Source organism: Roseateles sp. NT4, assembly GCF_051857475.1.
Classification (GTDB): Bacteria; Pseudomonadota; Gammaproteobacteria; order Burkholderiales; family Burkholderiaceae_C; genus Pelomonas.
On sequence record NZ_JBPZGZ010000002.1, the window covers coordinates 1186573 to 1200824 of the forward strand.

A 14252-nucleotide genomic window follows, 5' to 3' on the forward strand; every position below is an offset into this window, starting at 1 on the left:
GTTGCAAGTCTGGCTTTCGTTGCCTTTCCCCGTCCCGGCGGGGTTGATCCCGGATGTGTTAGCGACAATCGCCCCATGCTCGCCTACCGCCACGCCTTCCATGCCGGCAACCATGCCGACGTCCTCAAGCACCTCGTGCTGACCCGCGTGCTGCGCTACATGGCCGAAAAGGACAAGCCCTACACGCTGATCGACACCCACGCCGGCGCCGGTGGCTACTCGGTCGAGGGCCGCTATGCGCAGAAGAAGGCCGAGTATTCGGACGGCGTCGCCAAGCTCTATGACCGCAAGGACCTGCCCGCGCCGCTGGCTGACTACATGAGCCTGGTGCGTGCCTTCAACCCCGACGGCCAGTTGCGCCAATACCCGGGTTCGCCGGCGATCGCCAACTTCCTGCTGCGCGAGACCGACCGCCTGCGCGTCTACGAGCTGCACTCGACCGACCACCGCATCCTGACCAGCTATCTCGAGGCCCGGCCCAACACCCAGGTCAGCGACCGCGACGGCTTCTCGGCCATCAAGGCCGAACTGCCGTCGCCGACGCGCCGCGCGGCCCTGCTGATGGACCCGTCCTACGAGATCAAGACCGACTACGCCAAGGTGCTGTCGGCCCTGCGTGAGGCGCTGGAGCGCGCGGCCGACACGGTCACCATGATCTGGTACCCGCAGCTGCAGCTGCTCGAGTCCACCCAGCTGGTGCAGCGCTTGAAGGCCAGCGCCGACGCCGCGGCCAAGAAGGGCTGGCTGCATGTGCGCCTGACCGTGGCCCAGGCCGATGAGCGCGGCTTCGGCATGATGGGCAGCGGCATGTTCATCGCCAACCCGCCTTTCACGCTGCACGACGAGCTGGCCGAATGCCTGCCTCTGCTGGTCGAACGCCTGGGCCAATACGACGGCGCGAACTACGTGCTGGAGCAAAAGGCAGCATGACGGAGTCCAAGCCGGTCACGATGGAGCAGATCGCCGCTCTCGCCGGCGTGTCGACCATCACCGTCTCGCGCGCGCTGCGCGACAGCCCCTCGGTCACGCCGGCCACGCGCGAGCGCATCAAGACCCTGGCCGAAGCCGCGGGCTACCGCTTCAACCACCATGCGCGCAATCTGCGCCTGCGCCGCAGCCACATGGTGGCCGTCATGCTGGAGATGCAGCCCGACACCGACCGGCCCATGACCGATGCCTACCCGCTGCAACTGCTGGGCGGCATCACCCAGGAGCTGACCTCGCGCGGCTACAGCGTGCTGCTGTCGGCCCTGCAGAGCCCGGGCCAGGGCATGGCGGCCTCGGCCGACGGCCTCATCCTGCTCGGCCAGGGCGCCAACGGCTCGGCGGTCAAGTCGGCCGCGGCCATGGGCCTGCCCATGGTGGTCTGGGGCGCCGAGCATGGACGCAGTGATTCCGTCGTCGTCGGCGGTGACAACGCCCATGGCGGCGCATGCGCGGCCGAACGCATGATTGCGCTGGAGCGGCGCGAGCTGCTCTTCCTCGGCGATGTGCGCCATGCCGAGATCCGCGACCGCCAGCAGGGCTTTGCCAAGGCGCTGAAGAAGGCCAACCTGAAGTGCCAGACGCTGACGCCGGCGGCCTTCACCTTCGGCGCCGGCTTCACGGCCGTGCAGGCCCATCTGGCGAAAGGTGGCAAGGCGCCGGACGGTCTGTTTGCCGCCAGCGACCTGCTGGCCATGGGCGCGGTGCGCGCCTTCACCGACGCAGGCCTGGCCGTGCCCGACGCGGTCTCGGTCATCGGCTACGACGACTCGCCGGCCGCCCAGAGCTTTGCGCCGCCGCTGACCAGCGTGCGCCAGGACTGGCACCACGGTGGCGTGCTGCTGGCGCGCAAGGTGCTGGACCTCATCGGCGGCCAGGATGCGGCCAGCGAGATCATGCCGACGGAACTGGTGGTTCGGGCGACCTGAGGGGCCGGTGTTGCAGCGGCATCGCATCGCCATCGTCGCGTTGCTCCTCGCAAGCAGCGGGTGCGCTACGAAGAACTTGTCCGTTGAACAGCGAGGCTCCTGCTCCATTCTCAAGCAGGCAGGCTACAGCGCATCCGTTCGAATTGAAGCCTCCAGCATCAAGTGGCTGAATGCAGGTCCATCTGCAATGACGCGCGTCTCCAGCATCGCACTTGCCCCATCTGATCAGGACAAAGAGGCTGGCATCGTCGCCATGTACCTGGACCTTGATTCGACGGCAGTCGTTGAATCGTGCCAACGAATACTGGCTGACAAGAGCAGTTGTGTTTTCAGAGACGGTTCACTTGTTGCGTCGGGCTTCAGCTTCCGTGCAGTGGGTGAATCCAGGGCTGAGCCTCAAGCTGTTCTGGCACGCAGCAAGGTGTATTGGTCGATGGTTTCTGCCTGCAAGTAGGAGCCTTCCCTCGCGAGCGTCACGTCCGTCATGAAAGCGCGCGAAGGCCCGCCGGCCGACCCGCTCAGTCCAGCACAACCTCAGTGCGAATGACGCCGGCCCGCTCCGCGCTGGCCGACAGTGCCAGCCGCGTGCCCACCGGGGCGCGCACCACCCACTCGGCCACCGCGCGGTCGCCCGTGGGCTGCTTGTTGGGCAGGAAGGCGAGCTGGCTCTGCTTGGGCGCGTGGCCCTCGAGCTGCGGGCCTTCCATGCGCTCCTTGCCATTGACCAGGCTGATGGCCGGGTCGCCGCTGGGCATGTGGAGTTCGAACATGATGCCGCGCACCGTCTTGCGCTCCAGCGCGCGCTGTGTCACATAGGCCGGCAGATAGCCCGCATTGGCCACGGCCATGCGCACCCGCCACATGTCGGGACCCAGGGCGCGCACCTCGGTGCGGATCAGCTCCAGCTTGGGCAGGCTCATCGCGATCTGCGTCATCCAGGCCGGGAAGCGCGCGGCTTCACGCTCGCGCAGGGCCGGCGGCGGGTTGCGCCAGAAGTTCATCTTGTCCCAGCCGCCGATCTCCACGGAGCCGAGCTGCGGATGCTGGAAGGGCGTCCACGCGACGTGGGCCTGGCCGCCGCACTTCTCGTCGCTCCACTTCAGCAGCTTGAGGTCATCCTCGACCGGATGCTCGCGGTACCAGTCGATGAACTTCTCGACCTCGACGCCGGCCTCCTTGCTCGGCGACCACAGCTCGACCACCCAGAACAGCGCACCCAGGTGCTCGTAGACCCAGTCCTGGGTGCCGGTGATGACGTCCTTGGGGTGGTAGCGGAAGTCCTCGTAGATGCTGACGGCCGGGTAGCCGGTGTGCTTCTCGCCCAGGGCCGAGAAGTTCTTGATCAGCCACAGGTCCTCCGGCGTCATGTCCTTGTCGCTGCGCGTGCCGCAGGGGCGCAGGATGACGCCGCTGTGGGTGTGATAGCTGATGGCCGCGCCGATGTTGGGATGCTGGGTGATGAAGTCCACCATGGCGCGCACCTCGGGCTCGCTGGTGGGGTAGGGGCCGGCGCCCAGCTGCTCGTACTCCTGGCGCCATTCGCCGGGGAAGTTGCGGTTCAGGTCCAGGCCTTCGCGGTCGGGGTTGACCTTGATGGTCAGCCCGTCGTGGTTCTTGATGAAGCCTTCGGGGATGAGGCGGTAGTACTCGCCGCCCTGCTCGCCCGGTTCACGCGCCACCATCAGCCGCGGATCGCTGGCGTGCTTTTTGTAGCCGCCATGCGGGTCGGGCACGCGCATGGTCAGGATGCGGCCGTCGCCGTCCACGTCCTCGATGGTCAGGCCGTCGACTGCTTCCTCGGTGTAGGGGTAGGGGCGGGTCGAGCTGCGGATGTGGCGCGGCCGATCCGCCAGGGCCAGCTCGGCGCCATCGGGGTTCAGGCGCGGCACGATGTAGAGGGTGCGCGAGTCCAGCAGGCGGTTCACCTGCTGGGCCTCGGCCGAGCTGCCGCCGTGCAGGTTCAGCAGGTGGTGCACGTAGTACAGGCAGGTCGTCGACGCGGTCAGCTCGGCCGCGTGGATGTTCCCGTCGATCCACATCGCCGGCTTGTCGATGTCCATGCCGCTGGCGAGATTGGTGATGACGATGACCCAGATGTCGCGGCCTTCGTAGCTCTTGCCGATGGAGCGCACCGACACCAGGTTGGGGCGGGCCTCGGCGTAGGCGAACAGCAGGGCCGTCAGCTCGTCATAGCGGTAGAAATGGTCGAAGCGTGGGTTGGGCAGGGCGGTGGGCATGGCGCGGCGTGTCTCTGGGTGTGGCCCCAAGAACTAGGGGTCTGTGGAATGCCGCGGATTGTCTGAAGCCGGCCGACGCGCTCGCCCAAGGGTTTGCCCTTCATTGACCTTTGAACAAGGCCTGGAATTGCCGCGACACCGGCAGCTTGTCGTCGCGCCCGCGCAGGGTGACGACCATGGTGCCCTCGTCGACACGGATGGCCTTGGCGATGCAGCGGCTGTTGACCAGCACCGAGCGGTGGATCTGCCAGAACTGCTCCGGGTCGAGCTGGGTCAGCAGTTCGCGCAGCGGCGTGCGGATCAGTGCGTCGCCGCCCTGGTGGACGACGCGGGTGTAGCGCTGGTCGGCCTCGAAGTAGATGATCTCGTCGGGCTGGATCAGCTGCACCTCGCGGCCGACGCTGGCCTGGATGGGACGCATGACAGGCCGAGCCTGGGGCAGGCTGGCCAGCAGGCGCTGCAGGGCCGATGTGTCCGTGGCCGGCTGCGTCAGCCGGGCGCGCAACCGGGTGAGCGTCTGGCCGAGGCGTGCGTCATCGACGGGCTTGAGCACATAGTCGACCGCGCCGGTATCGAAAGCCGCCAGGGCCTGATCGTCGAAGGCCGTCACAAACACGATCAACGGCGGTGTTGCCAGGGCTGACAGGCGGCGCGCCACTTCCAGGCCGGTGAGGCCAGGCATGCGGATGTCGAGGAAGGCCATGGCGGGCTCGTGCGCCAGGCAGTCGTCCCAGGCCTCGGCGCCGTTGCTGCTGGCGGCGACGATGTCGAGTTCGGGCCAGAGGCGGGCGAGGGCGGCGCGCAGTTGTTCGCGAGGCGCTTCCTCGTCGTCGGCGATCAGAGCGGTGATGGCATTCATGCGGTCAGGGTGGCGATGCAGCCGGGATGCGCATCGGCCAGCGTCAGCGTGGCGTGAGGGAAGGCGGCAGCCAGACGGCGCCGCGTGTTGGACAGGCCGACGCCTTCGGTCCAGCCGGGCGTCAGGCCCGGGCCGTCGTCGCTGACGGTCAGCACGAAGCGGCCGTCTTCCTGGCGTGCGGCGATGTCGAGACGGCCGCCGCGCAACTGGGGCTCGATGCCGTGGGCGATGGCGTTCTCCACCAGGGTCAGCACGATGCCCGGAGGCAGCTCGACGTCGAGACCACCGGGCACGTCGATGCGGAAGACCAGGCGCGACCCCAGCCGGGCCTGCATGATGGCCAGGTAGCGCCTGACCATCTCGATCTCGTCGTCCAGCGACTGCAGCTCGCGTTCGAACATCGGCAGCGTGGCGCGCAGATAGGCCGTGAAGTCGCGCAGCAGCTGCGCGGCGCGGGCATCGCCCGTGTCCACCCAGTGCTGCAGCGAGGCCAGGGTGTTGAACAGGAAATGGGGCTGGATCTGGGCTGCGGCCAGGCGGGTCTGCAGGCGCAGGGCGGCTTCCTGGTCGGCCAGTTCGCGCAGCCGGGCCTCGATCTGCTGCACGCGAAAGACCGTCAGCATCCACCAGGCGCTCAGCACGCCCACCAGCGCGACGACGATGCTGACGTTCTCGCGGACCAGCCAGTCCTTGTGCCCCTCGCGGATCAGCAAGGCGATCAACGCCAGGACGACCAGGGTCGCGCCATAACAATACAGGTTCAGCCTCGCGCGGGTCGGCCGCTTCCAAAGCGAGCGTGCGACGAACAGCGTCGAGACCGACAAGGCGCACAACATCCCCCACCACAGGGCCTGCGTGAGCCAGCCCCTGCCGTGCTGGGTCCACACCATGGCCGGCAGCAGCACCAGCAGGTTGACGGCCACATAGCTGTCCACGGCCACCGGCCAGGGCTGCGTGCCGGCCTTGGCCATTTCCTCGGTCGTGAAGACGCGCATCGGGCCGGGGTAGAACCACTGGCGGATGTGCTGGGGGCTGAGCAGGGAGGACATGGCAGACGAGTCTAGGCGCGCCCGCCCCCCGGCCTGCGCAGGCGGGCGGCGAATGGCGGACTGGGCCGCTTGAACTGCAGAGTCGACCGATCGGTCGGGAAAAGAGCAGAATGCCGCCCATGCCTTCCTGGACCTCCCTCGAACTGCAGCGCGGCGACACCGGCGTGGCCACGCTGACCATGAACCGGCCGGCCGTCTTCAACGCCTTCGACGAGACGCTGATCGCCGAACTGGACGACGCCTTTGCCCTTCTCGGCGACGACGCCGGCGTGCGTGCCATCGTGCTGGCGGGTGCCGGCAAGCACTTCAGCGCCGGCGCCGACCTGCAGTGGATGCAGCGCGCCGCAGCCGCCTTGCAGGAAGACAACCTGGCCGATGCACGCCGCTTCTCGGCCATGCTGGCGCGCATCGCCGAGTGCCCCAAGCCGACGATCGCCCGCGTGCAGGGCGCGGCCCTGGGTGGCGGGGTCGGCCTGGTGGCCGCCTGCGACATGGCCGTCGCGTCCGAGGCGGCGAGCTTTTCGGTCAGCGAGGCCCGCATGGGTATCCTGCCGGCCGTCATCGGCCCGCATCTCGTCAATGCCGTCGGTCTGCGCGAGGCGCGCCGCCTGGCGCTGACGGCCAGCCGCATCGATGCCGCCGAGGCCCAGCGCGTCGGCCTCGTGCAGCGCGTCGTGCCAGCCGAGGGCCTGGACGCCGCCGTCGAAGCCTTCATCGCCGACCTGCTGGCCTGCGGCCCCGCCGCCCAGGCGGAGATCAAGCAGCTCTACGCCCGTCTCGCGCCCGGCCCCGTGACTGGCGAGGTGCGCGAGCTGACCGCGCAAACCATCGCCCGCGTGCGCAAGACGCCCGAGGCCCGCGAAGGTTTCGACGCCTTCCTCGGCAAACGCAAGCCCAACTGGACATAGCACGCATGACTTCCCTGAACGACTCCCGCATCCTCGTCGTCGGCGCCGGCCTGATGGGTGCCGGCATTGCGCAGGTGGCCGCCCAGGCCGGCCATCGGGTGGCTCTCTTCGACGCCCGCGTCGGTGCCGCCGAGGCGGCCAAGGCCAAGCTCGCGCAGACGCTGGAAGGCCTGGCCGCCAAGGGCAAGCTGACGGCCGAGGCCGCCCAGGCGACGCTGGCGCGCATCACGCCGGTGGAGGCCCTGGGCAGTGCCGACCTCGTCATCGAAGCCATCGTCGAGAACCTCGACATCAAGCGTGCGCTGTTCGCCGAGCTGGAGGCTTTGCTGCCCGCGGACGCCGTCATCGCGACCAACACCTCGTCCATCTCGGTGACGGCGCTGGCGCGCGGCATGAAGCATCCCGAGCGTCTGGTGGGCATGCATTTCTTCAACCCCGTGCCGCTGATGAAGCTGGTCGAAGTCGTGTCGGGCCTGGGCACCTCGCCCGAGGTGGCGCAGGCCATCCACGAGCTGTCGGCGCGCTGGGGCAAGACGCCGGTGCGCACCCGCTCCACGCCCGGCTTCATCGTCAACCGGATTGCCCGGCCCTATTACGCCGAAACGCTGATGCTGCTGCAGGATCGCGCCGCGGCGCCTGAACTCATCGACGCCTGTCTTCGCGCCGCAGGCTTTCGCATGGGCCCCTGCGAGTTGATGGATCTGATCGGCCACGACACCAATTTCGCCGTGACCAATTCGGTCTTTGCGGCCAACTTCTTCGACCGCCGCTTCACGCCCTCGCTGGTGCAGCAGGAACTGGTGGACGCCGGTTTCTTCGGCCGCAAGAGCGGGCGCGGCTTCTACCGCTATCCCGAAGGCGCACCGGCCCTGCTGCCTGCCATCAGCACGCCGCCGCGCGCCGCCCGCCTCGTCGTGCATGGCCGTGGCGCCCTGGCCGAGCGCTTCGTCGCCAACCTGCCCGAGGCCGTGCGCGAACTGGACAGCGACTGGGTCGGCCTGGCTGTCGACGGCCGAGAGCTGCGCCTGACCGACGGCCGCCGCGCGCGCGACTTCGGCCCCGGCACGGCCGTCTTCGACCTGCCGCTGGCGCCGAGTGGCGACATCGCCTACGCAGGCGATGCCCAGACGGCCGAATGGCTGACCCGCCTGGGCCTGGTGCCGCGCCAGGTGGCCGACATGCCGGGGCTGGTCGTGGCCCGCACCATCGCCATGCTGATCAACGAGGCGGCCGACGCGGTGGCCCAGGGCGTCTGCGACGAAGCCGGCGCCGACGCGGCCATGAAACTGGGCGTCAACTATCCCGCCGGCCCCTTCGAATGGCTGGCCTTCTGGGGCGCCGCGCCCGTCGTCGCGCTGCTGGACCGACTCGATCAACACTACCGAGGCGAGCGTTACCGCGTTTCGCCATATCTCCGATGAGCACACAAGCCTTCATCTGCGACGCGATTCGCACCCCCTTCGGCCGCTACGGCGGCGCCCTGTCTTCCATCCGCACCGACGACCTCGGCGCCCTGCCCATCAAGGCCCTGATGGCGCGCAATGCCCATGTCGACTGGGCCCAGGTGGCCGACGTCCTCTACGGCTGCGCCAACCAGGCCGGCGAAGACAACCGCAACGTCGCCCGCATGGCCGCGCTGCTGGCGGGGTTGCCGGTCGATGTGCCGGGCAGCACCATCAATCGCCTCTGCGGATCGGGCCTGGATGCCATCGGCACCGCGGCCCGCGCCATCCGCGCCGGCGAGGCCGGGTTGATGATTGCCGGCGGCGTCGAGAGCATGAGCCGCGCGCCCTTCGTCATGCCCAAGGCTGAGTCGGCCTTCAGCCGCGCCAACGCGGTCTATGACACCACCATCGGCTGGCGCTTCATCAACAAGCAGATGAAGGCCCAGTACGGCGTGGACTCCATGCCGGAGACGGCCGAGAACGTGGCGGGCGATTTCGGCATCGAGCGCGAGGCCCAGGACCGCATGGCCCTGGCCTCGCAGATGAAGGCCATCGCCGCGCAGAAGCGCGGCTTCTTCGAGCGCGAGATCGTGCCCGTTGAAGTACCGCAGAAGAAGGGCGATCCGCTGCGCGTGCTGCTGGACGAGCATCCGCGCGAGACCAGCCTCGAGGCCCTGGCCAAGCTCAAGGGCGTCGTCAAGCCCGAGGGCAGCGTGACGGCAGGCAATGCCAGCGGTGTCAACGACGGCGCCTGCGCCCTGCTACTGGCCAGCGAAGCCGAAGCCGCCCGCCACGGCCTGAAGCCCCGCGCCCGCGTCGTCGGCATGGCGACTGCCGGCGTCGCGCCGCGCATCATGGGCATCGGCCCCGCGCCGGCGACGCGCAAGGTGATGGCGCTGACCGGCCTCACGCTGGCGCAGATGGACGTCATCGAACTGAACGAGGCGTTCGCTGCACAAGGCCTGGCCGTACTGCGTGATCTGGGCCTGGCCGACGACGACGCCCGCGTGAACCCCAACGGCGGCGCCATCGCCCTGGGCCACCCGCTGGGCGCCAGTGGTGCGCGCCTGGTCACGACGGCCATCAACCAACTGGAAGTGATCGGTGGGCGTTATGCGCTGTGCACGATGTGCATTGGCGTTGGCCAGGGGATCGCGCTCGTGATTGAGCGCGTCTAAGGCGGCTCTCTGGATCAGCCACAGAGGCACTGAGACACAGAGAGCATTCGGCCGGGATTCCTCCGTGCCTCTGTGCCTCTGTGGCGGTGATCCTGCTACTCGAAGAACAGCCTGGAGATGCCCTTCAGGCTGACCAGGTTGCCCGGGTTGCTGGTCTCGTTGAGCACGCCGCTCATGCGGGCCAGCAGGCGCGGGCTCTTCTTGGCGCGCCAGATCAGCAGATCGGCCAGCCAGGGATGGTCGTTCACGCGGTTGGCGCGTTCGTATAGGTCGAACTTGGGCTTGAGGGCCTTGAGTCCGGCCTCGTAGGCGGCACGCGTGGCGGCGTCGTCCTCGTGATGCCTGATCAGCGCGTCGGCGGCCAGCATGCCGGTCTCCAGGGCCTTGCCAATGCCCTCGCCGGTGAAGGAATACGTGCTGCCCGCGGCCTCGCCGGTGACGAGCAGGCCGGGCCGCGTCCACTTCGCACCCGTCAGCGTGCAGCGCAGCGGCGCCCCCTTGAGCTCGCCGACGAGTTCGCCAACGCGCATCAGTTCCGCCGCGGGCGCGTACTTGGCCACGAAGGCGTCGAAGATGGCGCGCAGGTTGACGTCTTTCTTCTGGCCCTTGCCGCCCAGGTCCTTGTGCGAGTCGGTCACGCCGACACCGATGTTGAAGTGGCCGTCCGGCGCCGGGAAGATCCAGCCGTAGCCCGGCTGCACCGACTTGTCCCAGACGACTTCCAGCGCCTTGATCTTGCCGACCATCTGCGGCGCCTTCACATAACCGCGCAAAGCCACGCCACTGGGTGTGTGGCGCTCGCACATGCCGGCGGCCGTCAGCGCCTTGGGCACGGCGCCGGTCGCCAGCACGACCCAGCGCGCCGCCACCTCGACGATCGCGTCACCGCGCTTCAGCCTGGCGCCGACGACGCGGCCGTCGGCCTCCAGCGGCGCCTCAAAGCGCGCCTGCTCGAAGCGCGCGCCGGCTTCCTGCGCGGCCCGCAGCAGCAGGGCGTCGAGTTCCTTGCGCGGCAGTACGGCCAGCGAGCCCGGCACGTCGATGCGCCCGCCGCGCGGTCCGATGCAGCCGACATGCGAAAGGGGCTGGGCGCGGCGCATCACCTCGTCCAGCAGGCCGAGCCGGGCGAGGGCCTGGTGGGCGTCGGGGATCAGGCCGTCGCCGCAGGTCTTGTCGCGACCCGGCGGCTGCTGGTCGACCAGCAGCACGGCGACGCCGGCGCGGGCCAGCGTGCGTGCGCAGGCGCTGCCGGCGGGGCCGGCTCCGATGATCAGGACCTCGCAGTCCGGCAGGGGAGCAGGGCTGGCGTCCTCGTTTGCAGCAGTCAATTCGGTCGGCAATTTGCTAGGGTCGGCGATTCTAGAAGTCGCCGGTGGTGCACATAACACCCTGACCCACCGCCTGACCGTTGGCCCAGCAGGGAATTTGTGTGGTCATGTGACAACGCCCGTGAGGACCTACACCCCTCGCCAGGGGCAGTAAAACCCCTAGGTTTCTGTTGTGTAAAGCACAAGGAACGCCGCCTTGCCGAGTCTATTGGGGCCTACCCGGATCGGCCCGACTGCCGGCAGTCGCCAGACTCGCGCCGCGAAAAGGCGTTTCTCCGCGAGGGATTCGCGTTTCCATTTCACCTGCAACACACGCGTTGAGAACGTCCTCACGAAGGAGTAGTCATGTTTAAACGAAACGCCCGAAGCGCCGCAGCGCTGGCGATGATCGGCACGCTGAGCGCTGTCTCGGCAATGGCCCAAGAAGCCACGGCCGAAAAGCTCGAGCGCATCGAAATCACGGGTTCGCGCATCAAGTCCGTCGGCGCCGAATCCAGCAGCCCGATCACTTCGGTCGGCAAGGAAGACATCAGCATCAAGCAGCCGGTTGCGGTTGAAGAACTGGTGCGCGGCCTGCCCGCTGCCTACCCCGCCATCGGCCCGAACGTGAACAACGGTTCGAACGGCACGGCCTCGATCGACCTGCGCGGCATGGGTTCCAACCGCACCCTGGTCCTGATCAACAGCAAGCGCATCGTCCCCGCGACGCTGGGCGGCGTCGTCGACACCAACACCATCCCGGTCTCGCTGCTTGAGCGCGTCGACCTGGTGACCGGTGGCGCATCGGCCGTGTACGGCGCCGACGCCGTGGCCGGCGTGGTGAACTTCATCACCAAGCGCAATTTCTCGGGCGTCGAAGCGACGGCCCTGTACAGCGCCTCCGAAAAGGGCGACGCCCAGCGCTACAAGAACGACCTGACCGTCGGTGCCAACCTGGCCGACGGCAAGGGCAACGTCGTGGTCCACATCGGCACCACCCGCACCAGCCCGCTGACCCTGGCCCAGCGCGACTTCTCGCCGGTGGTCATCTCGTCGGCCAGCGGCAACCCCGGCGGCTACTCCGGCACGTCCGTGCCGGCAGTCTGGGGCGGCATGCCCTCGCCCATCAACGGCTCGCGAGTGATCGACTCGGGCAGTGGCCTGCTGCGCGCCGCCGCCACGGGTGGCCCGCCGGACGGCTACAACACCAACCCGCCGAACTACTTCGAGACCCCGCTGACCCGTACCCAGGTCACGGCTCTGGGCCGTTACCAGGTCAACGAGAACGCCGAGTTCTATTCGGAAATCTTCCACACCCGCTCCAACGTGACGCTGAATCTGGCGCCGTCGGGCACCTTCGGTGTTGGCCTGGACATTCCCATCGGCAACCCCTACATCACGCCGGCCGTCCGCAACCAGCTGTGCGCCGCCTACGGCATCTCGGCTGCCAACTGCGTGCCGGGCAACGCGACGACCTTCCGTGCCACGATCGCCCGCCGCTTCGTCGAAGCCGGCCCGCGTATCTACAGCTACGACAACACGACGACCCAGTACACCGCGGGTCTGCGTGGCGACATCCCGATGTTCGACGGCTGGAGCTACGACGCCTACTACCAGTCGGGTCGTTCGGACCAGATCCAGCGCACCGGCAACGGCTTCTCCTTCTCGAAGCTGCAGCAGGCGGTGAAGGCCACCAACACGACCACCTGCACGGTCAACACAAACGGTTGCGTGCCGATCAACCTGTTCGGCGCCGCGGGCACCATCACCCCGGAAATGCTGGCGTTCATCTCCACGCCGACCTTCCAGACCACCCGCGTTGACCAGACCGTCATCGCCGGCTCGGCCAGCGGTGAAGTCGCCTTCGCCAAGAGCCCCTGGGCCAAGAACCCGCTGGGCATGGCCGTCGGTTACGAAGACCGCAAGGTCTTCGGCGGCAACGCCTCCGACGCCGTCGTGCAGACGCAGGGCGAACTGCTGGGTTCCGGCGCTCCGACGCCTGACCGCAGCGGTACCCTGAAGTTCCGCGAGCTGTACGGCGAAGCCACGATGCCCATCGTGCAGAACAAGCCCGGCATCCACGCCATCAACCTGGGCTATGGCTATCGCCACACCGAGTTCGACTCCATCGGTGGCGTGAAGAGCTACGGCAGCTGGAAGAAGTCCATGGACTACTCGCCCATGAAGGGCCTGCGTTTCCGTGGTGAGAGCCAGCGCGCGACCCGCGCCCCGAACGTGAACGAGCTCTACGCTCCGGTCACCACGGGCCTGTCGACGCTGTCGGTCGACCCCTGCCAGGGCAATCGCATCGTCGCGGGTGACGCTGGCAAGGCCGGCTCGCTGACCAACCTGTGCCAACTGACCGGCGTTCCGACGTCGCAGATCGGCGCGGTGGCGGCTCCGTCGTCCAACCAGATCAACAACACCGGTGGCGGCAACCCCAACCTCGGCCCTGAAAAGGCCAACACGACCACCCTGGGTATCGTGTGGGAGCCCGAGTTCGTCGAAAGCCTGTCGCTGACGGTCGACTACTGGAAGATCAAGATCAACGGCGCCGTGTCCAACCCGACGTCGGCCCAGGTCATGAGCGGCTGCTATGACGCCACCCAGAACCCTGGTCTGACCTACAACTCGTTCTGCCAGCTGATCCAGCGTGATGCGCTGAACGGCGGCCTGAACGGCACGGGCAGCAAGGGTGTCAGCACCCAGTCGTCCAACCTCGGCTACTACGACTTCTCCGGCGTCGACCTCGGTGCCGCTTATCGCCTGCCCATGGCCAAGATCGGCATGCCCAATGCCGGTCGTCTGGACCTGAGCTTCCAGATGAGCTACATCAAGAAGGCCGACATCAAGACGCTGCCGAACGTCGCCACCATCGAGCAAGCCGGCCACTACGGCATCGACGTGGGTACGCCCTACTCCAAGGTGCGCTTCAACTCGCGCGCTTCCTGGACCATGGGTGACTACGCCGTCGGCCTGAGCTGGCGTCATATCGGCGGCGCTACGGTGCAGCAGGACCTGGCCGGCAGCTACGTCGCAGCCTACGAGAAGATCAAGGCGTTCGACTACTTCGACCTGAACGGTTCCTGGCAGCTGACCAAGAACGTGAAGCTGTCGATGACGGTCAACAACCTGTTCGACAAGCAGCCCCCGTTCATCGGTACCGGCATCGGCCCCGGCGCGTCCAACTTCGGCAACACCTTCCCGGGTGTCTACGACATCATTGGCCGTCGCTACACCGCTACCGTGCAAGCCAACTTCTAAAAAGCCTTCGGGCTCAGCCACTCCTCGAGGTGGCTGCATCGAACGGGCCCCTCGGGGCCCGTTTTTTTATGGCCACCGACAATGCGGTCTCT

General features: G+C 67.8%; 11 protein-coding genes. 7 read left to right on the forward strand and 4 right to left on the reverse strand.

Annotation, left to right across the window (positions count from 1 at the left end; all coding sequences use genetic code 11):
* The first annotated feature begins 75 nt into the window (after positions 1 to 75).
* From ACS5PN_RS15210 to ACS5PN_RS15220, 3 genes are read left to right on the forward strand one after another with little or no spacing between them, the layout of a single operon-like run.
* The gene (locus ACS5PN_RS15210; RefSeq protein ID WP_439464815.1) at positions 76 to 930 is read left to right on the forward strand and encodes a 23S rRNA (adenine(2030)-N(6))-methyltransferase RlmJ; all 855 of its coding nucleotides are present in this window, start codon (positions 76 to 78) and stop codon (positions 928 to 930) included.
* A complete protein-coding gene (locus ACS5PN_RS15215; RefSeq protein WP_439464816.1) occupies positions 927 to 1913 on the forward strand; it encodes a substrate-binding domain-containing protein in 987 nt (328 codons plus the stop codon). Before ACS5PN_RS15210 ends, ACS5PN_RS15215 begins: the two co-directional genes overlap by 4 nt.
* Before the next feature lie 10 nt (positions 1914 to 1923).
* Positions 1924 to 2367: a hypothetical protein gene (locus tag ACS5PN_RS15220; protein WP_439464817.1), complete on the forward strand. Its 444-nt coding sequence runs from the start codon at positions 1924 to 1926 to the stop codon at positions 2365 to 2367.
* 64 nt (positions 2368 to 2431) lie between these two features.
* Here ACS5PN_RS15220 and ACS5PN_RS15225 read toward each other — a convergent pair whose 3' ends face one another.
* The 3 genes from ACS5PN_RS15225 to ACS5PN_RS15235 form a co-directional block, all read right to left on the reverse strand.
* Positions 2432 to 4150: a M14 family metallopeptidase gene (locus tag ACS5PN_RS15225; RefSeq protein WP_439464818.1), complete on the reverse strand. Its 1719-nt coding sequence runs from the start codon at positions 4148 to 4150 to the stop codon at positions 2432 to 2434.
* A 100-nt stretch (positions 4151 to 4250) separates the two neighbouring features.
* Complete coding sequence (locus ACS5PN_RS15230; RefSeq protein ID WP_439464819.1) at positions 4251 to 5009, reverse strand: LytR/AlgR family response regulator transcription factor; 759 nt, start codon at positions 5007 to 5009, stop codon at positions 4251 to 4253.
* On the reverse strand, positions 5006 to 6058 hold the full coding sequence (locus ACS5PN_RS15235) for a sensor histidine kinase (protein ID WP_439464820.1): 1053 nt from the start codon (positions 6056 to 6058) through the stop codon (positions 5006 to 5008). Before ACS5PN_RS15235 ends, ACS5PN_RS15230 begins: the two co-directional genes overlap by 4 nt.
* 119 nt (positions 6059 to 6177) lie before the next feature.
* Here ACS5PN_RS15235 and ACS5PN_RS15240 point away from each other — a divergent pair, with 119 nt between their 5' ends.
* From ACS5PN_RS15240 to pcaF, 3 genes are read left to right on the forward strand one after another with little or no spacing between them, the layout of a single operon-like run.
* On the forward strand, positions 6178 to 6966 hold the full coding sequence (locus tag ACS5PN_RS15240; RefSeq protein ID WP_439464821.1) for an enoyl-CoA hydratase-related protein: 789 nt from the start codon (positions 6178 to 6180) through the stop codon (positions 6964 to 6966).
* A gap of 5 nt (positions 6967 to 6971) precedes the next feature.
* Positions 6972 to 8387 carry a 3-hydroxyacyl-CoA dehydrogenase NAD-binding domain-containing protein gene (locus tag ACS5PN_RS15245; RefSeq protein ID WP_439464822.1) on the forward strand — a complete coding sequence of 472 codons (1416 nt, stop codon included), beginning with the start codon at positions 6972 to 6974 and terminating at the stop codon, positions 8385 to 8387.
* A complete protein-coding gene (pcaF, locus tag ACS5PN_RS15250) occupies positions 8384 to 9589 on the forward strand; it encodes a 3-oxoadipyl-CoA thiolase (protein WP_439464823.1) in 1206 nt (401 codons plus the stop codon). The genes ACS5PN_RS15245 and pcaF overlap by 4 nt, the downstream gene beginning before the upstream one ends.
* Positions 9590 to 9684: 95 nt before the next feature.
* Here the strand turns inward: pcaF and ACS5PN_RS15255 are convergent, their stop codons facing one another.
* A complete protein-coding gene (locus tag ACS5PN_RS15255; RefSeq protein ID WP_439464824.1) occupies positions 9685 to 10917 on the reverse strand; it encodes an NAD(P)/FAD-dependent oxidoreductase in 1233 nt (410 codons plus the stop codon).
* A gap of 345 nt (positions 10918 to 11262) precedes the next feature.
* Between ACS5PN_RS15255 and ACS5PN_RS15260 the strand changes: the two genes are divergently transcribed.
* The gene (locus tag ACS5PN_RS15260) at positions 11263 to 14160 is read left to right on the forward strand and encodes a TonB-dependent receptor domain-containing protein (RefSeq protein ID WP_439464825.1); all 2898 of its coding nucleotides are present in this window, start codon (positions 11263 to 11265) and stop codon (positions 14158 to 14160) included.
* The last annotated feature ends 92 nt before the right edge of the window (positions 14161 to 14252 follow it).